Source organism: Bradyrhizobium sp. CCBAU 53338, from assembly GCF_015291665.1.
Lineage (GTDB): Bacteria > Pseudomonadota > Alphaproteobacteria > Rhizobiales > Xanthobacteraceae > Bradyrhizobium.
Genome location: NZ_CP030048.1, coordinates 1488475 through 1508779, shown reverse-complemented (window position 1 = coordinate 1508779; position 20305 = coordinate 1488475). Strand labels below are relative to the sequence as shown.

Sequence of the window (20305 nt, the reverse complement as noted above, 5' to 3'; positions counted from 1 at the left end):
TCAGCTCATCCGCCGTCGCAGCGTGGCCGACGGCGTCTCGCCGAATTTTGCGCGGTACGCACCGGCCATGCGACCGAGATGGGTGAAGCCGAGATCGAAGGCGATGCCGGTGATGGAAATTTCTGGTGGCGCTTGCGCGAGCCGGGCGTGAAGGCTGGCAAGCCTGATATCGAGCAGCATCTCCGAGATCGAAACGCCGAAGTGACGGCGGAAGCCGAGCTGAAGCGCGCGGATGCCGACGCCGGACGCGCAGGCGAGTTGTACGAGGTCGAGCGGCTCGTCGGCATTGTCCGCAAGATAGTCCCGCGCGGCGCGGAGCGCGCGCGGCAGGCGCTCGGCTTGCCCCGAGAACGTCCTGATCGCATCCGACAGGCCGTGCCGCTGGCCAGTGAGGAGGCGATCGAGCAGCGCCTCGCGCCAGTCCGCCATCGCGACCGGCGACATCAGGCCGGACGGCCCGAGACGCTCGGCGAGCAGCATCAACTCATCGAGCCGGACCCGGAGATCACGCCCTTCGGGCGCGTTCAGGTCGATGACCGGATCGAACTCGACTGCGCCGGCCGCCCGGCCCGACAGCGCCGCAGCCCGCTGCTCGACCATGCGGCGGTCGAGCAGCAGGATGATCTGCGCACAATCGGCCCAGATCATCCGGGTCGGGATGGTCGGCGACAGCAGCGACGCCGTCTTGACCGGCGCGACATCGAAGCCGCCGGTGCCCGCAGAAATGTGAGCGGTACCAGTGAGCGGGATCTGCACGAGGAAGAAGCGGTCGAGACAACCGGGATCGATGCTGACTGTCCCGCCATAGCTGACGTAGTTGATGGAAAAGCCTTCAAACGCCGCGCAATTGTGCCGGGCGGAGAATCCGGACGCACGGGCCTGCGCGGGCTTGAGATCATGCGGGCAGAAGATGCGACCGATCTGTTCGGCCGCCTCATCGACATCGTCGGTGGCGACGCGCGCGAAGGCCGCAAGCCGTTCGGATGCGGGTGGCCTTGCGCTCATTTCCAGCACGGCTGCGGACATCATCGACCACGCTTCGCGTCGCGGAATTGCTTTAAGCCTATAATAGTTCGCAGGGCGCGAAAAGGGCCATGTCGCAAGATCGTCGTGCTGCATGGCAACAGCCATGTCCGGATTCGTTTAGCGGATAGACAGCCGCCCGCACGTGGCCGAAGCTCCATCCTCGCCGGAATTCAACAGGAGGCGAGCCATGACTGCACTCGAAAAGGGCATTACCGCGAACGGCACAGGCTACGGCGGCAAGACCTGGAACATCCTTGGCCAGGTGTATTTCCCCAAGGCCGTCACCGACTCCACCTTCGCGTTCGAGACCAACAGCGATCCTGGCCAGTTCGTGCCGGTGCACATCCACCCGACCCAGGACGAGTTCATCCTGGTGCAGGAAGGCACGCTCGACCTCAAGCTCGACGGCGTCTGGGTCAAGGCTCATGCGGGTGATCTCGTGCGCATGCCCCGCGGCATCCCGCATGGCTATTTCAACAAGTCCGACAAGCCGTGCCGCGCGCTGTTCTGGGTCTCGCCGATGCAAAAGCTGGAGGCGCTGTTCAACCAGCTGCACAATCTGACCGACCCCGCCGAAGTCGTACGCATCTCGGCGCTGCACGAGGTCGACTTCCTGCCGCCCGAGGCGAACGACTAGGCGCCTCGCCTCCTCGTCCGCTTTCATCTGCTTGCAGCTCCGCCGGCCGCGCCTTGCGGCTGAACGAGGCCGCTTGCGCGCAAAACACATCGATTGCGAGCCATCCCATGGTCAGCCCCAAGCATGTCTGCGTGATCGGCGCCGGCGTATCCGGCCTCGCCACCGCAAAGGCGTTCTCCACCCGCGGCCACCGCGTCACGATCGTCGAACGCAGCGCCGATCTCGGCGGCGTCTGGGAGCCCGCACGCTCCTATCCCGATGTGCAGACGCAAAGCCCGAAGGATCTCTATCGCTACACCGATCGCGCCATGCCTGATGCCTATCCGGAATGGCCGACCGGGCCGCAGGTGCACGCCTATCTCGCCGACTACGCCAAAAGCTTCGGCCTTGACCGCATGCTGCGCCTCGATACTGCGGTCGCCGGCATGGCGCGGCGCACCGACGGAAAACCGGGCTGGACACTGGCGCTATCAGGCAAGGACGGCGCCATCACGAACGAGGATTTCGATTTCGTCGCTGTGTGCACCGGACAGTTCAACGAGCCGCGCGAGCTGCATTGCCGCGGCGAAGGCAGTTTCCTGGACCAGGGCGGACAGATCCTGCACTCGTCGAAATACGGCGATCCCATGCTGGCGAAGGGACGCCGCGTCGTCGTGCTCGGCGGATCGAAATCGGCGACCGACATTGCGGTGAACGCTGTGAAATCAGGCGCGCGAGAGGTCACCATCGTGATGCGCGAGCCGGTCTGGCGCATCCCCTATTTCATCGGCGGGCTCGTGAACTTCAAGCGCATCCTCTACATCCGCGCACAGGAGGAGATGTTTCCGGGCTGGGGCATCGGCACGATGTCGCGGCTCGCGTACCGCCTCGCCGCGCCGCTGATCTGGGCGAACTGGCGGGGGCTGGAGAGCCTGTTGAAGGCGCAGCTCAAGCTCAACAAGTGCAAGATGGTGCCGAAAGAGCGGATCGAGGACGGCGTCAACTGCTCGGTCCCGATCGCCACGCCCGGCTTCTATCCGATGGTCGCCGACGGCCGCATCAAGGCCGTGTTCGGCAGCTTCGATCATTGTGAAGCCGACACCATCGTGATGAGCGGCGGCGAGCGCATCGGTGCCGATGTCGCCGTGCTCGCGATCGGCTACAAGCTCGGCGTACCCTTCCTCCCCGACGCCTATCGGCAAAAGCTGCTCGATGCGGACGGACAGTACCGGCTCTATCGCCTGATCGCCAATCCTGATCTGCCCGACCTCGGCTTCGTCGGCTTCAACTCGTCGTTCTGCACCGTGCTCTGCGCCGACCTCGCCGCCAACTGGCTGGTGCGCTATGCCGATGGGCAACTCGAGAACCAGCCGACGGCGCAGCAGATGCGCGACAACATCGAGATGATGCTGCATTTCAAGCGCGTCGAGCGGCCGGCCGCGGGCGTCTATGGCGGCCTCTGCGTCGCGCCGTATCACTACCGTCATTTCGACGAGCTGATGGCCGACATCGGCGCCAAGACGCAGAAGCGCGGCGGACCCGCCGGACACTTTCTCCCGCCGGACGCGGATGACTATGCCAGGTTCCTCGCGTCGGCGCCGGAGTATCGGGCGGCGGGATGAGATCGGAGAGCCCGATTTGCGGCTCGCCAGGCCGCGGGTTTGATGCTTACGATCCCATGACCAGCGAATCTCCTGGACGTGGGAGGCAGCCATGGAACGACGACGCCACATCGCCACAGTCATGGCGGTGCTTGGGCTGCTCTTCACGGCGGCGGCCACGAGCCAGGCGCAAGCGCTGACGCCGGCGCAGTCGGAGGCGCAAGCCGCCTACGATCGCGCGCTCGGCGATTTCAAATCGATCCTGGCCGAGCGGCGCCGCCAGATCGAGGCGAAGCAGAAGCTGCCGAACCTGCCGGGCCAGGCCCTTTACCTGGCACGCGTCGCTGTCATCAGCACCTACAAGGATCTCACCGACGCCGTGCCGTCGCGGATCGGCAAGCCGAACAAGTTCGGGATTCCGCCGGCCTATTTCGACTCCGCAATCGAGCCATTGGTCGACGAATACGCCGACATCTTCGACGTCATGGAGGCGCCGCCCGCGAGCGCACAGAATTCGGCGACGCCGTTCAAGGACGTCGTCGACCTCGGTACTGCGATCGCACGCGCCAAGGGGCTCAAACCCGTTGACGCCGACGCCGCGGGCCTCATCAGCCTGGGACTGTTCTATGCGGAGACGAACGGCAAGCAGAACGTCCGCAATGCGCGCTCGAACAGCTACATGGGCAGCTTCCAGACCGGCCCGTCCGAGGACCGCAACGGTCAGCGCAAATGGGAGGCGATCAAGGGTACGATCGCGGCCGCCGATCCCGCATTGAATGCGCGCGACGACAAGGAAGAAGCACGGTCCCGCGGCATTGATCGCCGCTTCAACCACTGGACCAACGTGCGCGACGGCCTCATGAACGCGCATGCGGAACTGTTTGCCGAGATCCCTGTCATCGTGAAGACGCTGCCCGATCCGATCGAGCAGATGAAGCTGTTCGAGCTGATCCAGATCATCCCGACGCCGACGCGATCGGCCCTCAAATCAGGCGACCTGTTGAACTACCGGGTATCCAATCCCACCATCATGAAGCACCTGCGCAACAACAGCATCTTCGCCTTCGGCAGGACGGACCGGGCGCGAAGCTCGGCGACTTTCCGCGAGATCCTGGGTGCGATGTGGCTGTTCAAGCGGAAGTTCGAGAAGGCCATGGTGAAATACGCGGAGATCAAGGGGCGTTAATTCTCCGGCTTGTAGCCGTCGGTCAGCGTCTTCAGGAATGCGATGATGTCGGCCTCGTCCCGCTCCGTCATCGCCGGCTTGTCGCCGGGATGGCGATCGAAGGGCGGATCTGTCACGTCGACATTGGCGTGATATTTTTCGGGCAGGTCGTCGTATTTGCGCACCGTGCCGTCGGCAATGCGCGGAAACGCCTTTTCCGGATTCGTGTCGCGGAAATTGTAGAAGTCGAGCACCTCTTCGAGCGTCTTGAAGACGCCGTTGTGGAAGAAGGCATGACGCGTCGCGGTGTTGCGCAGCGTCGGCGTCAGGAACATGCCGCAATATTGCGTCTGCGCGGCGACATCGGTGCGCTGCGGACCGCAGACGCCGAGGTCGAAATGATTGGGATCGCGATTCCCGGCGAGCGCCGCGTTGCGCGGCGCGCCGAGCGCCTCATACTGATGGTCGGTGAACAATGGCGGCAGGCTGTCGCGCGTCGGCGCCGACGTATGGCAGCCGGCGCAATTGGCCTTGTCGGGGTCGTTGAACACTTGCAGGCCGCGCAATTCGCTTTCCGACAGCCGCGCCTTGCCCTCGAGCCAGTAGTCGTACTTGCTGGTGTAGGGATGGAAGCTCGGCTCTTCGACCTGATAGCGCGCCACCGCGAACATCGCTTCCGCGATCAGCAGCCGCTGGTTCCTCAGCACGCCGGCGCCGAACAGGTCGACGAAGCGCCGGACATAAGGCGCGTGCCGCAGCTTGTCCGCGACGATCTCGGCGCTGCCGCCGTCCATCTCGTTGGGATCGAGCAGCGGGAACAGCGCCTGATCCTGGAGCGTGTCGGCACGGCCGTCCCAGAACAGGCCGCCCTGCGGCACGATGTTCGCCGACGCGCCGGTGCCGCCCGCGGTCTTGGTCGTGCGCACGGACTGCTGGCCGAGCGCCGCCATCTGCGCGAGATCAATGATGTTGTCGTCATCGCCCTTGTCGGGCCCGATGCTGAAATTCGGCTGGCGCTCCAGATAGGTCAGCGACGGGACGGCGCGTGCGCCTTGCCGCGTCAGGTCGATGCCGCCAAGCATCACCGGCCCGTCGTTCGGCGGTCCGTAGGCGTGATCCGGACTGTGGCAAGACGCACAGGAGAGCCTGCCTGAAGACGACAGAGAGGCGTCGTAGAAGATCTCTTTGCCGAGGAGAGCCATCGCGGACAGCGGCGCGACCGGCGGACGCATGAGGCGAACCGGATTCGGATTCGCACCGACCAGATTTGCCTCCGCAAGCCCCTCCGTCTCGGCAGCAAGGACGGCGCCGGCCAGACAGAGCAGGCCGGCGCCGAGGAGCCACATGGAGCGGCTGTTCATCAAATGCGTACCGTTGGGCTAGTGGTGGTGATGCTCGTCCGGCGGGCTCACGATGACCGTGCCGGCGGTCGGATCGAGAAACAGCGCGTCGGTCCGGAAGTCATGGCTGTGATCATGCTCGAAGTCGAACAGGTCCATGATCGACCCGGTGGTGGCATCGAACGAACCGCCACCGAGACGCTTGCCCTTGAGCCAGTTGTCTTCGATGAACCGCACCACCGAGGCCTGCGAGATGGCGGCGTGGCTGACGAAGTTGGTCTTGGCGTAGGGCGAGATCACGATGAAGGGCACGCGGGTCGCGGGGCCGCAGCGGCCGTTCACCGGCTTGCCGCCGACACCGGGCAGCTGAGGCTGCTTGGTGACGCCGAGACCGCACTGGCCGGCACCGTTGAGCTGATCGGCGGTCGGGTCGTAGGAAGCGCTGCTCGGCCTGGCGTAAGCGTGGTCATACCAGCCGTCGGAATCGTCGTAGGTGATGATGACGGCGGTCTCGCGCCACTCGGGCTGCTTCTGGAGGAAGTTGATCAGCTCGACCATGCCCTGCTGCTCGTCGAGGGGATCGGAATAGCCGGCATGGCCATCCTGGTAGGCCGGCAGCTTGACGTAAGACACCGCCGGGAAATTGCCGACCTTTACGGCCGCGTAGAAATCCTCGATGTCGTAGCCGTGATTGGCGGGATCGAGGGTCTTGCCGTCCTTCTCGTAGGTGTGACCGACCGCTTGCACCGAGCTGGGCCGCAGATGGTTCGGATTGGCGGTCGACTTGTAGAACTGGAACCAGGCGTGATGCGGGACGTAGTCCGCCTTGGAAGCGCCGACCACGGTCGAGAACGTGCTGCGCGCACAGCCGGTCGTGCCGTTCGCGTTGGTCACGGCCAGATCGAAGCCGCCCATGAACGAACCCCAGCTGATGCCGGCATCGTTGAGGAGGTCACCGATGTTCTTGCCGGTCATCGTGACCTGCGTCGTGTATCCCGGGGTGCTGCAAGGATCATAAGCGGGACCGGGATCGCCGATCACCGTGAGGCCTCCCTGCCCGTCCGGGATGATTTGCGTCGCTGCATTGCCGAGCACGGCCACCGCGCCATTGGTCTGGCCCGAAATCACGTTCAGCGCGCCGACCGTCGACGGACCGTAGGTGTCGGTGTAGGCATTGTCGTTCATCGAGAAGTGCTGCGCGTAAGTCCAGAGTGCGGTGATGGTGTTGCCGTCGAAATAGCCCATGACTTGACCGGTGGTGCCGAACGCACCGACGCCGCCCGAGGTGCCGCGTCCGGTATATTTCGGGAACAGATCGGCCTTGCCGTTGTCATAGGCCTGCTGTTCCGCGGTGTAGGCGTGGTTCTGCGACTGCGTGTTGGCCTGAGTGCGGTCGAGCCGGAAGGGGTCCGTCGCGCCAGCACCGTTCGCCGGATTGGTGTTCGGATTGTTCACCAGCAGATTGGCGTTGGCGAGGTTGTTGACCTTCGGCGTATGCGGCTTCGGCACGAAGGGGATCGAGCCCGAGGGATTGCTGGCATGCGGATAGGTCGCGAAATAATGGTCGAACGAGCGGTTCTCGTTGAAGATGACCACGAGATGCTTGATCGGCGTTTCGGTGTGCATGTGATGCGCATGATGATCGCGATCATGGTCACGATCGAAATCGTCGGCGAACACCGGAATGCTGCAGGCAAGCGTCGTCGCGGCCGCGAGAACCGCAGCCGTCGTCAAGAATTTGGTTTTCATCTCTGTTTGCCCCGAGGGATTGACCTCGCGACCCTAGCGATCACGGGTGACAGAGCTGTGTCAGTTTGACGCAAACACATTTTGCGCAGTTGTTCGGACAAAATTATTCACAGGCACGCCTCGCCCGCGGCGGCTCGATCTCGAGGTGACCGGACTCGGGCAGCGGAGGTGCCGTTTCGCCGATCAGCTCTTGCTTGTAGAGGCGGTCGTTGTCGGCATAGAGCCAGAACTGCATGATCTTGTCGGCCGCGCCGCGGCCGGAATTCGGGCGGCACATCGGACGCAGGCGGCTCCATGCCGAACCGGGACGGCAACGGGGACGATCATTTCAGGATCCATCGTCAGCGGTTGGGCCTGAGCGCTCTGCATCGTCAAGAGCAGCGACACCATCGAAGCTGCAATCCAGTGTCCATGCATGTGTGCCCGGCGAAATCCAATATGGCCGGCCTATTCGGTGCGGATCGGCGCGTCCTTCAGCCCGTTGTTATCATAGGCCTTGCGCAAGGTGCCGTTGGTTACGGCCTCGTTCATGAACCTGGTGACGAACGCCAGAGCCTGGCTGTGGCCGAGCGGGACGGCAACGGCGGTCACCGTCTTCTTGAAGGTCTCGTCGAGCACCTTGGTCCCCGGAATCTTCTGCGCCATCTTGTTGAGCTGGTCGCGCGACAGCGCGAAGGCATCGATCTCGCCGCCCTTCAGCAGGCCAAAGATTTCATCATAGGTCTGATAACCCGTGACCTTCGCATTCTTCAGATGAGCAACGGCGCCGCGCATCGTGGTCGTGGCGTTGACGGCCGCGACCTTGATGCCGGGCTGGTCGAGCATGGCGAAACTGGTGATGCTTGACCCCGCCTTGACGATATAGGTGGCGTCCGCAACCTCGTAGATCGGGCCGAACATCATCCTGGTCTCGCGCTCGGGATCTTTTGGCAACCAGGTGACGTCCCAGGCGCCTTTGCCGGCGGCATCCGTGATCTGTCCGGAATTCTGGTGCACGACATAGTCGACGGGCACGCCGAGTTGGGCGGCCATCTCCTTGCCGAGGTCGACGGGCACGCCGGCATAGCCGGCTTCGGTCTTGGTCGACCAGAACGCCCCGCCCGCCGGGCTGATCGCGATCGCGACCCGCAGTCTGCCGGTCGGAGCGATCTCGTCTTTCAGGCCATCGGCTAGCGCGGGCATCGCGACCGTGGCGGCAAGAGCGAGGCCGGCGCAGGCCGACCGGAATGGCGTTGGCATATCATCGTCTCCTCGCGTTTCTTCTTGTGCTGTCCGATTGCCTGAAGTCGGTCCTCGCGCCAGGGCATGCGGCCTTTGACACAATTCTGGTCGATCATGCGCTCGGTGAAAAGCGGTTTATCGTGACAAATCTGTCAAAGGTCACGCCGCTCCCTGCAACGCAAGGGCTGTGACTGCCATGGCTATGGTGTTCCACGGCCGGTGATTTGTTGCTAGCCTGCCGCTCCGACAGACAATCATCGGGGGCCATCGAATGACCTGCGCGAATCCCGCTTCTCTCGCACATCGGAACGAAGAGTGGCGACAGATCGGGCGAGCGCTGACTGCCTTGGCCGCATTGGCTGCCCTCGCCGGCTGCGAGGACAAGAATGCGTATGTCGCCCCGCCGCCGCCGAAGGTCGACGTCGCCACGCCGGTGCAGCGCCCGCTCACGCGTTATGTCGAGGCCACCGGCAACACCGCGCCGATCAAGAGCGTCGATCTGGTCGCGCGCGTGCAGGGATTTCTGCAAACGATCGACTACACCGACGGCACCTTCGTCAAGCAGGGCACCCAGCTGTTCACGATCGAACCCGAAACCTACAAGCTCAAGCTCGACCAGGCGCAGGCCGCCGAGACCGGCGCACAGGCCTCGCTCAAGCAGGCCGAGGCCGACTACAAGCGGCAGGCCGATCTGGTGCAGCGACAGGCGGTCTCGCAGGCGACCCTGGACACCTCGACATCGACCCGCGACAACGCCCAGGCCAACCTCCAGCAGGCCCAGGCCAACACCAGGCTCGCCGAGGTCAACTACGGCTACACCAAGGTGACTGCGCCGTTCGACGGTATCGTCAGCGCACATCTGGTCTCGATCGGCGAGCTCGTCGGCGTCTCCTCCCCGACCCAGCTCGCGACCATCGTCGCGATGGATCCGATCTATGTGAACTTCACCGTCAACGAGCAGGACGTGCTGCGCATCCGCGCCGAAGCACAACGCCGCGGGATGACCGCGACCGATCTCAAGCAGCTCCCGATCGAAATCGGCCTGCAGACCGAGACCGGCTATCCGCATGAGGGCAAGCTCGACTACGTCGCGCCGACCCTCAACTCGTCGACCGGCACGCTCGCCGTGCGCGGCATCGTGCCCAACGACAAGCGGGTGCTGCTGCCAGGCTATTTCGTCCGCGTCCGCGTGCCCTTCACCCAGGAGAAGGAGGCCCTCCTCGTCCCCGATACGGCGCTCGGCAGCGACCAGGGCGGCCGCTATCTGCTGGTGGCCAACAAGGACAACGTCGTCGAGCAGCGCAAGGTGCAGATCGGTCCCGCCGACAACGGCCTGCGCGTGATCGAGAGCGGCCTGAAGCCCGACGACCGTGTGGTCACGTCGGGGCTGCTGCGCGTGATCCCGGGCCAGAAGATCGACCCGCAGCAGACCAAGATCGAGCAGCCGCAGGCCTCGGGCAAGTGAGAGGCCGCGCGTCATGATCTCAAAGTTCTTCATCGAACGGCCCGTCCTCTCGAACGTCATCGCTCTGCTGATGATCCTGATCGGCGGCGTCGCGCTGTTCAACCTCGCGGTCGCGCAATACCCCGATGTGGTGCCGCCGACGGTGCAGGTGACGACGCGCTATCCCGGCGCCAGCGCCAAGACCGTGATCGACACCGTCGCGCTGCCGATCGAGCAGCAGGTCAACGGCGTCGAGGACATGCTCTACATGCAGTCCTATAGCGGCTCCGACGGCACCTACACGCTGACCGTGACGTTCAAGATCGGCACCGACCTCAACTTCGCGCAGGTGCTGGTGCAGAACCGCGTCTCCAGCGCCCTGTCACAACTGCCGTCCGCCGTGCAGAACCAGGGCGTCACCGTGCAGAAGCGGTCGACCTCGATCCTCCTGTTCGTGACGCTGACCTCGCCGGACAAGACGTTCGACAGCCTTTACCTGAGCAACTACGCCACCATCAACATCCGCGACGAGCTCTCGCGCCTGCCCGGCGTCGGCAACGTCACGGTGTTCGGCGCCGGCCAGTATTCGATGCGGGTCTGGCTCGATCCGAACAGGCTGCAGGTGCGCGGCCTCGTGCCGCAGGACGTCATCAACGCAATCCAGCAGCAGAGCCAGCAGGTCTCGGCCGGACAGGTCGGCGCGCCGCCGACACCGCCGGGACAGGCGTTCCAGTACACGCTCAACGTCAACGGAAGGCTCGACGACACCAGCGAGTTCGAGAACATCATCGTCAAGACGGGCACCAGCGGCGACGTCACGCGCGTGCGCGACGTCGGCTCGGTCGAGCTCGGCGCGCAGACCTACAGCCAGATCTTCTCGCTGAACAAGCAGCCGGCCACCGGCATCGGCGTATTCCAGTCTCCCGGCGCCAACGCACTCGAGGTCGAGCAGGCCGTCGAGAAGAAGATGGTGGAGCTCGCCAAGCGGTTTCCGGAGGGCATCAAATACGACACGCCGTTCGACACCACGAAATTCGTGAACGCCTCGGTGCACGAGGTCTACATGACCCTGATCGAGGCCGGCCTGCTGGTGCTGGTCGTGATCCTGGTATTCCTGCAGGACTGGCGCGCGATGCTGGTGCCGGCGACCACGGTGCCGGTCACCATCATCGGCGCCTTCGCCGCGATGGCGGCGCTCGGCTTCACCATCAACATGTCGACGCTGTTCGCGATCGTGCTGGCGATCGGCATCGTGGTCGACGACGCCATCGTGGTGGTGGAAGGCGCGGCCCACAATATCGAGAAGGGCATGAACGGCCACGACGCCGCGATCAGTGCGATGGACCAGCTGTTCGCGCCGATCGTCGGCATCACGCTGGTGCTGATCTCGGTGTTCCTGCCGGCCTCGTTCCTCGCCGGTCTCACCGGGCGGATCTATTCGCAATTCGCGCTGGTGATCGCGGCGACCGCGCTGCTGTCGGCCATCAACGCCGCGACGCTGAAGCCGACCCAGTGCGCGCTGTGGCTACGGCCGACGGTGCCGCCGGAGCAGCGCAATTTCTTCTATCGCGGCTTCAACGCGGTCTACGACAAGGTCGAGCGCGGCTACACCCGGCTGATCACTTTCCTGGTGAAGCACGCGACGATCTCGGTCGCCTTCGCGCTCGTCGTGATCGGGTGCAGCGGCTACGGCCTGTCGCGGGTGCCGACCGGCTTCCTGCCGATCGAGGACCAGGGCTATCTGATCGCGGCCGTGCAGCTGCCCGACGGCGCCTCGCTGGAGCGAACCCAGAAGGTGCTCGACAAGGCCGCCGACATCATCAAGGGCACGCCCGGCGTCCAGCAGGTCATCACCATCGCCGGCATCTCCGCGCTCGACAACAGCGCCAGCCTTGCCAATGCCGGCGTCGCCTACATCATCCTGAAGGACTGGGAATCGCGCGGCAAGGGCGAGGATCTGCGCTCGCTGGTCTACGGCCTCAACGACAAGGTCGCTGATATCATGGAGGCGCGCACCCTGGTGCTGCCGCCGCCGCCGATCCAAGGCATCGGCAACGCGGCCGGCTTCTCGATGCAGGTCGAGCTTCGCGACGGCAACAGCGATTTCGCCAAGCTGCAAGCGATCACGGGCGCGATGGTCAACAACGGCCAGAGCCAGAGCGCGCTCCAGCGCGTGCAGTCCTCGTTCCGCTCGTCGGTGCCGCAGTTCAACGTCGAGATCGATCGCATCAAGACCCAGACGCTGCATGTGACGACCGACCAGGTGTTCGCGGCGCTGTCGACCTATCTCGGCTCGTCCTACGTCAACCAGTTCAACAAGTTCGGCCGCGTGTTCCAGGTCTACACCCAGGCCGATCCCGCCTTCCGCGTCACCGAGCGCGACATCGCCAACATGCAGGTGCGCAACTCGAACGGCGACATGATCCCGATCGGTACCGTCGCCACGATTACTCCGGCCACCGGGCCGTCGCTGATCAGCCTCTACAATCTCTATCCCTCCTCGACCGTGATCGGCCTGCCGGCGCAGGGCTACTCGTCCGGCCAGTCGCTGAAGCTGATGGAGGAGATCGCCGACAAGACGCTGCCGCAGGGCACCGGTTATGAATGGACCGCGATGTCGTACCAGGAGAAGGCGGTCTCGAACCAGATCTACTGGGTGTTCGGGCTCGCCATGCTGCTGGTGTATCTCGTGCTCGCCGGCCAGTATGAGAGCTGGTACGCGCCGATCTCGGTGATCCTCGCGGTGCCGCTGTCGCTGCTCGGGCCGATGCTGATCCTCTCGGGCCTCAAGATCGACAACAACCTCTACTGCCAGATCGGCCTGATCCTGCTGATCGCGCTGTCGGCCAAGAACGCGATCCTGATCGTCGAGGTCGGGCTCGAGCTGCACGGCCGCGACGGCAAGCCGATCATCGAATCTGCGATCGAGGCGGCACGCGCGCGCTTCCGTCCGATCCTGATGACGTCGTTCGCCTTCATTCTCGGCGTGGTCCCGCTGGTGCTCGCGACCGGCGCCGGCGCCAGCGCGCGCAAGTCGATCGGCATCACCGTGTTCTCCGGCATGCTGGCCTCGACCTGCCTCGCGGTCCTGTTCGTGCCGGCTTTCTTCGTGGTGGTGCAGCGCTTCGAGAACTGGCGCGCCTCGAAGAAGGCGCAGAAGGCGAAAGCGGCCAGCGGAAGTGAAGTCCTGAAGTCCTGAAGGCTGCTCGGCCGAAATCGCCAAAACAACCCCATGCACAGTAGACATGGGGTTGAAATGGCGCGAGATATTCGCTTTTGCCGAAAATTGCTTGCACCGTCGGGCAAAACACCGGCATAATGGCATCATGGGAGGCGTTCGTGACGTGTACCTCCGTCGTTGCGAGCGCAGCGTCGCTCAGGCCTTCTCGCTTGGCGCCTCGCCGCTGGAGACCAGCAGCACCGGGGCCTTCGACTGCCGCAGCACCGCGTCGGCAACGCCGCCGAAGGAGAGGTGGTCGGCCTTGATACGGTCGACACCCATCACGGCACCGCGCGGCCAGACGCGGACATCCGGCAGGCTTCCAAATCGCTCGAAAGTGCGATCATATGCCCTCCGGAAACAACCTGAAGTTTCAGTGCAAAAGTCTCGGCTTGCCGGAGGAGAATGCGCGTGAAAGAACTCGCTGGAAAGACTGCGTTCGTGACGGGTGCAGCGTCAGGTATCGGCCTGGGGATCGCGACCGCTTTCGCCCAGGCGGGGGCGAAGGTCATGCTTTGCGATATTGAAGAAGAGGCTCTGTCCGCAGCGCTCGAGCAACTGAAGCTCACCAACGTCGATGTCGAGGGCGTGAAAGCCGACGTCTCACTCAAAGCCGAACTCGTGGCGGCCGCCGAAGCCACGACTGCCCGCTACGGCAAGGTGCATATCCTCGTCAACAATGCGGGCGTCGGCGGCGGCGGGCCCTATGGCGCCTGGACCGAGGCGTCGTGGAATTGGACCCTCGGCGTCAACCTGATGGCGACCATTTGGGGGATCGAGATCTTCGGGCCGTTGATCGAACGGCATGGCGAAGGTGGACATATCGTCTCCACAGCCTCGATCGCCGGCCTGATTTCAGGGGCAAGCACTGCATACAACGTTTCAAAGTATGGCGTTGTCGCGCTGTCCGAGGGACTACGGCAGGAGCTCGCGCCCCGCGGAATTGGCGTATCGGTGCTGTGTCCCGGGTTCATCCGCACTCAAATCATCAACTCAAGGCGCAATGTCCCCAAACGCTTCGAGGAGGGCGTTCCTGCCATGCCGACTTCCGGCCCCGTCGCCGAGCGGATCAACCTGATCCGCGAACGCGTCTCTCAGGGCATCGATCCCCTCTATGTCGGTGAACTCGTCCGCGAAGGCGTCGAAAACGACTGGCCATATATCTTCACCGACCTCGAATTCGAGCCGATCGTCGAAGCGCGCTTCGCCGCAATCAAGCAGGGCTTTGACCACATCCGCGGCCGCAACCCGAAACATTGAGCGCGCGCCTTCGCTCACGCCGCCGCCGGCGTCCTGATCTCGCGCGGCAGGATGATCGCGGCGGCGATCGCCAGCAGGCACAGGCCCGCAAACGCGTGCAGCATGGTGACGAAGCCGCCCTGCTCGTAGAGCCAGGCGACCAGGCCCACCGACGCGCCGGCCGCGGTGAAGCCGATGAAATAGCGCACGGCGTAGGCGCGCGAGCGCCATTCTTCGCTGGTGTACTTGCCGACCATGGCGTCGTTCACCGTGACCTGGCCGAACGCACCCATGACGATGCCGATCGACACCAGGATCAGCGGCAGATTGTTCAGGCTTGCGGCCAGATACAGGAACGGCGCCAGCATGAAGGACAGCGGCAAGGCCACCGTCTTCAGGGAATAGCGGTCGAGCAGCCGGCCGATCGTGTACTGCGTCATCGCCCCGAACACGTAGACGCAGGCCGCGATGACCCCTAACAGCGCCGGGCTCCTGGTCAGGTCCGCGAGCCGCTCCGCAAACAGCTTTGGCAGCGCCACGGTGACGGCATTGAAGGTGGTCGAGATCGCGATCACGACGATCAGCAGCGACAGCACCACGCGCCACATGTCCTGCTTGGCGACGCGCGCTTGCGCGGCCGCCTGCTTCGAGCCCTTGCGGTCCTCGTGCACGACCAGCATCGCGAAGGCGATGCCGATCAGGATGGTGACGATGCCGGGAATGATGAAGGCGAAGCGCCAGCCGAGATATTGTCCGATCACGCCGGTGACCAGCGCCGAGGATGCAACGCCGAGGTTGCCCCAGACGCCGTTGATGCCCATCTCGCGGCCGAGCCTGTTGGCATAGGACACGATCATCGCGGTGCCGACAGGGTGATAGATCGAGGCGAACACGCCGATCGCGAGCAGCGCGGCGCCCAGTTGCACCGGCGTCTGCACGAAGCCGACCGAGATCATGGAGGCGCCGATGCCGACGAAGAAGATCAGCATCATGTGGCGGCGGCTCCAGCGGTCGCCGAGCCAGCCGGTCAGCAGCGAGCCCGCGCCGAAGGCGATGAAGCCGGGGGTCGCGTAGGGAAGCAGTTCCGAATAGGCCATGCCGAGCGCCGGCCCCATGATGATCACGGCGGCGGCGAAGATCAGCATCGCATAATGGTCGATGAAATGACCGGCATTGACGAAACTGATGACCCTGACGGGGCTGTTCATTCGGAATCCTCTCCTGCTCCGAAATGAGTTATATGTCGGAGCCATGACGGGATGCTGCCAATGACTGTCTTGGAAACGCCAATCCTGAGGGAGGTCCAGGGCAACCACCGCTCCACCGCGGGCGTGCACCTGGTCGCGCGCGACTATCCGAGAGGCATGCGGATCGACCTGCACATGCATCGCGAGGCCCAGCTGATCTATGCGGCGAAGGGCACGATGCAGGTGAACACGCCCGAGGGGCGCTGGCTGGTGCCGCCGGACCGTGCGGTCTGGGTGCCGGCCGGGCTCCAGCACGCCATCGACCTGCTCGCCGACATCGAGATGCGCACGCTGTATTTCGACGTGGCCTGGCTGAAGCGCGAAAAGCGCTACGAGGGACTGACCCGGGAATTCGTGGTGCGGGTGTCGCCGCTGCTCAACCAGGCGATCCTCGCGCTGTTCGACCCGCGCAACACCGAGGAACGCACCGAGCTGCTGGTGCGCCTGGTGATGCTGGAATTGCACCAGGCCGAGGATTCCGCGACCTTCGTGCCGCTGCCGCACGAGCCGCGCTGCCGGCGCGCCGCGATGATCGTGCTCGACGATCCCACCGGGCTCCACGACATCGACACGCTCGCGCGCGAGGTCGGCACCTCCGCTCGCACGCTGTCGCGGCTTTTCTCGACGGAGACACAGCTCAGCTTCAAGAGCTGGTGCCAGCGTGCCAGGATCGCGGCGGCGATCCGGAGGCTGTCGACCGACGCGAATGTATCGGTGAAGCAGCTCGCGACGCAGCTCGGCTATGCCAGCGTGCCCGCGTTCTCGGCCGCGTTCCGCCAGGTGACGGGACGGACGCCGACGGAGTTTGCCACGCACTCGGTGTCATCGCCCGGCCTGACCGGGGCATGACTGCGTCTTCGGGGATGCATGGCACCACTAAAGATACAAAACTCCACCGCTTGATTGTGATCGGCATCCGCCTAAATCCCGTGTAAGCTTCCGCACCGCACAAACCCGGATTCGAAAAGCCCAGATGGCCAATGCCTTCTTCTCCGACCTGCTCGCCACAATTTCCGAGCGCGGCCGCACGCTGCTGCGCCGGGGGGATGCCACCGACGCCAAGCAGGATGCCGACGGGCTGATCGAGCTCTGCGGCGCGCTGCTGTCGGGCCGGGGCGAGGCCTCCGGCACCGCCATGGCGCGAGAGGTTCTCGACATCTACCAGGAGCTGGATCCGGCAGGCCGCCGCGCCTTCTTCGAAGGGCTGGTGCGCGATTTCGGCCCGGACCACGAGCGCCTGACCAAGGCGATCGAGAAATGGCGCACTCAACCGAGCGACGAGGACGCGAGCGCGCTGCATTTCGCCTCGGAACCGCGGCGACAGGAGCTGATCCGCCGTCTCAACCGCGCGCCGGGCGGCACCGGCGATCTCGTCGCCATGCGGGCCGACCTGCTCGGCATGATGAACGGACACACCGATCTCGCCGCGCTCGACCGCGACGTCTCGCATCTTCTCTCGTCGTGGTTCAACAGGGGGTTTCTCGTGCTGCGCCGGATTGACTGGTCGACCCCGGCCAACATCCTCGAAAAGATCATCCGCTACGAGGCCGTGCACGAGATCAGCGACTGGGACGATCTGCGCCGCCGCATCGATCCGGTCGACCGCCGCTGCTACGCCTTCTTCCATCCGGCGATGGTCGACGAGCCGCTGATCTTCGTCGAGGTGGCGCTGACCGAGACGATTCCCGGCGCGATCGCGCCGCTGCTGGCGGTCGATCGCCAGCACCTGCCGATCGAGAAGGCGCGCACCGCAGTATTCTATTCGATCTCCAACACCCAGCGCGGTCTCGGCGGCATCTCCTTCGGCAGCTTCCTGATCAAGCAGGTGGTCGAGGAGCTGCGCCGCGAAACGCCGAAGCTCGACACCTTCGTGACGCTGTCGCCGGTGCCGGGCTTCATGCAATGGATCAAGCAGGACAAGGATCTGCCGCTGTCGGAGGAGGACCGCGAGATCCTCAAGCGCCTCGACGATCCCAAATGGTTCGAGAACCCGGAGACGACGGCGCAGCTGCGCGGCGTGATCGAGCCGCTCGCCGCCCACTACTTCCTGAAGGCGCGCACGGCGAAGGGCCGCCTGATCGATTCCGTCGCCCGTTTCCACCTCGGCAACGGCGCGCGCCTCGAGCGCATCAACTGGTTGGGGGACCTCTCGCCCAAGGGCCTGCGCGAATCCGCCGGCGTGATGGTCAACTACCTCTACCGCCTCGACGACATCGAGAAGAACCACGAAGCCTACGCCAATGACGGCGAGGTCGTGGCCTCCAGCGCAGTGAAGAAGCTGCTCAAGGGCGAGGGACGACGGCTGCTGGACATGCGGCTGTCGTAGGGGGCAAACGCACTTTCCACGCCATTGCGAGCGTGGCGAAGATTCCATGGGGAGTGGATAGCGCAGTCGTCGTAGTCCAACGACCACCGCTACTCCGCCAGCGCCTTCATCTCCTTGTAGAGATCGGACTTGCCCTCGAAGCCGATGCCTGGAAGGTCGGGCATGGTGATGTGGCCGTTCTCGACGCGGACGCCGTCCGGGAAACCGCCATAGGGCTGGAACAGGTCGGGGTAACTCTCGTTGCCGCCGAGGCCGAGGCCCGCCGCGATGTTCAACGACATCTGGTGGCCACCGTGGGGGATGCAGCGGCTGGGGGACCAGCCGTGGGTCTTCAGCACTTCGAGCGTGCGCTGGTATTCGCACAGGCCATAGGACAAAGCGCAGTCGAATTGCAGCCAGTCGCGGTCGGGGCGCATGCCGCCGTAGCGGATCAGGTTGCGGGCGTCCTGGTGGCTGAAGAGATTCTCGCCCGTCGCCATCGGGCCGGGATAGAATTCGGCGAGGGCGGCCTGCAGCGCGTAGTCGAGGGGATCGCCGACCTCCTCGTACCAGAACAGCGGATAGTCGCGCAGCATCTTGGCGTAGGCGATGCCGGTCTCGAGATTGAAGCGGCCGTTGGCGTCGACGGCAAGCTGCGCGTCCTTGCCGATCTCTTCCAGCACGGCCTCGATACGCTTGCGGTCCTCGTCGATATCGGCGCCGCCGATCTTCATCTTCACGACGTTGTAGCCGCGATCGAGATAGCCCCGCATCTCGCCGCGCAGCATCGATAGGCCCTTGCCGGGATAGTAATAGCCGCCGGCGGCGTAGACGAACACGCGCGGGTCGGCTTTGACGCCGTGACGCTCGGCCAGCAGACGAAACAGCGGCTTGCCCGCGATCTTCGCCACCGCATCCCACACCGCCATGTCGATGGTGCCGACTGCGACCGAGCGCTCGCCATGGCCGCCCGGCTTCTCGTTGGTCATCATCGCGGCCCAGACCTTGTCGGGGTCGAGATTGTCGCCTGATACGTTGAGCAGCGACTTCGGATCGGCCTCCGTGATGCGGGCGGCAAAACGTTCGCGAATCAGGCCGCCCTGTCCGTAGCGGCCGTTGGAGTTGAAGCCGTAGCCGACGACCCGCCTGCCGTCGCGCACCACATCAGTGACGACGGCGACGAGGCTCGTCGTCATCTTGGTGAAGTCGATATAGGCGTTGCGGATCGGGGACGAGATCGGCTTGGTGATTTCGCGGACGTCGACGATGCGGACGGACATGGGGGATTCCTTTCGTCATTGCGAGCGAAGCGAAGCAATCCGGTCTGTCACCGCGGATGGATTCTGGATTGCTTCGTCGCGAGGGCTCCTCGCAATGACGAGGAGAGAGCTTGAGGTGCTTACTTCTTGTCCCTGAAATACGGCTCCACGGGCCCGTGCACCTTGATGGTCAGCGGGTTGCCGTAGCGGTCCTTGGCGTTGCCGGCGGTGACGCGGACCCAGCCTTCGCTGATGCAGTACTCCTCGACATTGGTCTTCTCGACGCCCTTGAAGCGGATGCCGACGTCGCGCTGGAGGATATCGGCGTTGTAATAGGGGCTGTTGGGGTCGACCGACAGGCGGTCCGGAAATTCTTCGCTCATTGATGTCTCGCTCATAACAGGGTCTCGATCTTCTGCCGCAATCCTTCCGGCCGCGCGGTGGGCGCGTAGCGCGCGATCACCTGGCCGGCACGGTCCACCAGGAATTTGGTGAAATTCCATTTGATGGAGGCGCCCAAGAGGCCGGATTGCTGGCGTTTCAGGTACTCGTACAAGGGATGCGCGTGGGCGCCGTTGACGTCGATCTTCTCGAACAGCGGAAAGGTGACGTCGTAATTGGTGGAGCAGAACGCCTGGATCTCGGCCGCCTGCCCCGGCTCCTGCGCGCCGAACTGGTTGCAGGGAAAGCCGAGCACCGAGAAGCCGCGCGGTGAGAGGTCGCGGTGCAGATCTTCCAGCCCACGATATTGCGGCGTGAAGCCGCATTTGCTCGCGGTGTTGACGATCAGGAGCACCTGCCCCTCGTAGGCGCGCATCGACACTTCTTCGCCCGCGAGCGAATTGGCCTTGAAGTCGTAGAGATCAGACATCG

Annotated in this window: 18 protein-coding genes; 8 read left to right on the top strand and 10 right to left on the bottom strand. The window is 64.4% G+C overall.

Annotated elements, in window-relative coordinates:
- Entirely contained in the window at positions 1 to 1026 is a 1026-nt protein-coding gene (locus XH90_RS07215) for an AraC family transcriptional regulator (RefSeq protein ID WP_194482612.1), read from the bottom strand.
- A 187-nt stretch (positions 1027 to 1213) separates the two neighbouring features.
- Between XH90_RS07215 and XH90_RS07210 the strand changes: the two genes are divergently transcribed.
- The 3 genes from XH90_RS07210 to XH90_RS07200 all read left to right on the top strand — a co-directional run bounded on the left by XH90_RS07210 (position 1214) and on the right by XH90_RS07200 (position 4429).
- Positions 1214 to 1663, top strand: coding sequence for a cupin domain-containing protein (locus tag XH90_RS07210; protein WP_194479904.1), 450 nt, complete (start codon positions 1214 to 1216; stop codon positions 1661 to 1663).
- Between the two features lie 59 nt (positions 1664 to 1722).
- Positions 1723 to 3264, top strand: coding sequence for a flavin-containing monooxygenase (locus tag XH90_RS07205; RefSeq protein ID WP_371748358.1), 1542 nt, complete (start codon positions 1723 to 1725; stop codon positions 3262 to 3264).
- 91 nt (positions 3265 to 3355) lie between these two features.
- Positions 3356 to 4429, top strand: a complete 1074-nt coding sequence (locus XH90_RS07200) for a hypothetical protein (RefSeq protein ID WP_194479900.1) — start codon at positions 3356 to 3358, stop codon at positions 4427 to 4429.
- Here the strand turns inward: XH90_RS07200 and XH90_RS07195 are convergent.
- From XH90_RS07195 to XH90_RS07180, 4 genes are all read right to left on the bottom strand, one after another.
- Positions 4426 to 5769 carry a cytochrome-c peroxidase gene (locus XH90_RS07195; protein WP_194479898.1) on the bottom strand — a complete coding sequence of 448 codons (1344 nt, stop codon included), beginning with the start codon at positions 5767 to 5769 and terminating at the stop codon, positions 4426 to 4428. The two genes, XH90_RS07200 and XH90_RS07195, sit on opposite strands and share 4 nt — an antisense overlap.
- Positions 5770 to 5787: 18 nt before the next feature.
- Entirely contained in the window at positions 5788 to 7497 is a 1710-nt protein-coding gene (locus XH90_RS07190) for a phospholipase C (protein ID WP_194479896.1), read from the bottom strand.
- A gap of 103 nt (positions 7498 to 7600) precedes the next feature.
- Positions 7601 to 7774, bottom strand: a complete 174-nt coding sequence (locus tag XH90_RS07185) for a hypothetical protein (protein ID WP_194479895.1) — start codon at positions 7772 to 7774, stop codon at positions 7601 to 7603.
- A gap of 170 nt (positions 7775 to 7944) precedes the next feature.
- Positions 7945 to 8736: an ABC transporter substrate-binding protein gene (locus tag XH90_RS07180; RefSeq protein WP_194479894.1), complete on the bottom strand. Its 792-nt coding sequence runs from the start codon at positions 8734 to 8736 to the stop codon at positions 7945 to 7947.
- 253 nt (positions 8737 to 8989) lie between these two features.
- On the opposite strand from XH90_RS07180, the gene XH90_RS07175 reads away from it, so the two are divergent.
- Together XH90_RS07175 and XH90_RS07170 are read left to right on the top strand one after the other, a co-directional pair.
- On the top strand, positions 8990 to 10183 hold the full coding sequence (locus XH90_RS07175) for an efflux RND transporter periplasmic adaptor subunit (RefSeq protein WP_194479892.1): 1194 nt from the start codon (positions 8990 to 8992) through the stop codon (positions 10181 to 10183).
- Between the two features lie 13 nt (positions 10184 to 10196).
- A complete protein-coding gene (locus tag XH90_RS07170) occupies positions 10197 to 13361 on the top strand; it encodes an efflux RND transporter permease subunit (RefSeq protein ID WP_194479890.1) in 3165 nt (1054 codons plus the stop codon).
- A 177-nt stretch (positions 13362 to 13538) separates the two neighbouring features.
- Here the strand turns inward: XH90_RS07170 and XH90_RS39595 are convergent, their stop codons facing one another.
- A complete protein-coding gene (locus tag XH90_RS39595; protein ID WP_256442508.1) occupies positions 13539 to 13664 on the bottom strand; it encodes a hypothetical protein in 126 nt (41 codons plus the stop codon).
- Positions 13665 to 13793: 129 nt separating this feature from the next.
- Between XH90_RS39595 and XH90_RS07165 the strand changes: the two genes are divergently transcribed.
- Entirely contained in the window at positions 13794 to 14642 is an 849-nt protein-coding gene (locus XH90_RS07165; RefSeq protein ID WP_194479889.1) for an SDR family NAD(P)-dependent oxidoreductase, read from the top strand.
- A gap of 14 nt (positions 14643 to 14656) precedes the next feature.
- Here the strand turns inward: XH90_RS07165 and XH90_RS07160 are convergent, their stop codons facing one another.
- Positions 14657 to 15829 (bottom strand): MFS transporter, encoded by a 1173-nt coding sequence (locus tag XH90_RS07160; RefSeq protein WP_194479887.1) that lies wholly within the window; start codon positions 15827 to 15829, stop codon positions 14657 to 14659.
- A gap of 60 nt (positions 15830 to 15889) precedes the next feature.
- Here XH90_RS07160 and XH90_RS07155 point away from each other — a divergent pair, with 60 nt between their 5' ends.
- Positions 15890 to 16717: a helix-turn-helix transcriptional regulator gene (locus tag XH90_RS07155; RefSeq protein ID WP_194479885.1), complete on the top strand. Its 828-nt coding sequence runs from the start codon at positions 15890 to 15892 to the stop codon at positions 16715 to 16717.
- Positions 16718 to 16841: 124 nt separating this feature from the next.
- The gene (locus XH90_RS07150; RefSeq protein WP_194479883.1) at positions 16842 to 18194 is read left to right on the top strand and encodes a malonyl-CoA decarboxylase; all 1353 of its coding nucleotides are present in this window, start codon (positions 16842 to 16844) and stop codon (positions 18192 to 18194) included.
- An 89-nt stretch (positions 18195 to 18283) separates the two neighbouring features.
- On the opposite strand, the gene tarD is transcribed toward XH90_RS07150, so the two are convergent.
- The 3 genes from tarD to XH90_RS07135 form a co-directional block, all read right to left on the bottom strand.
- The gene (tarD, locus tag XH90_RS07145; protein WP_194479882.1) at positions 18284 to 19453 is read right to left on the bottom strand and encodes a D(-)-tartrate dehydratase; all 1170 of its coding nucleotides are present in this window, start codon (positions 19451 to 19453) and stop codon (positions 18284 to 18286) included.
- A gap of 119 nt (positions 19454 to 19572) precedes the next feature.
- Positions 19573 to 19830 carry a DUF3297 family protein gene (locus XH90_RS07140; RefSeq protein ID WP_194479880.1) on the bottom strand — a complete coding sequence of 86 codons (258 nt, stop codon included), beginning with the start codon at positions 19828 to 19830 and terminating at the stop codon, positions 19573 to 19575.
- On the bottom strand, positions 19827 to 20303 hold the full coding sequence (locus tag XH90_RS07135) for a glutathione peroxidase (protein WP_194479878.1): 477 nt from the start codon (positions 20301 to 20303) through the stop codon (positions 19827 to 19829). The genes XH90_RS07140 and XH90_RS07135 overlap by 4 nt, the downstream gene beginning before the upstream one ends.
- Between the last annotated feature and the right edge of the window lie 2 nt (positions 20304 to 20305).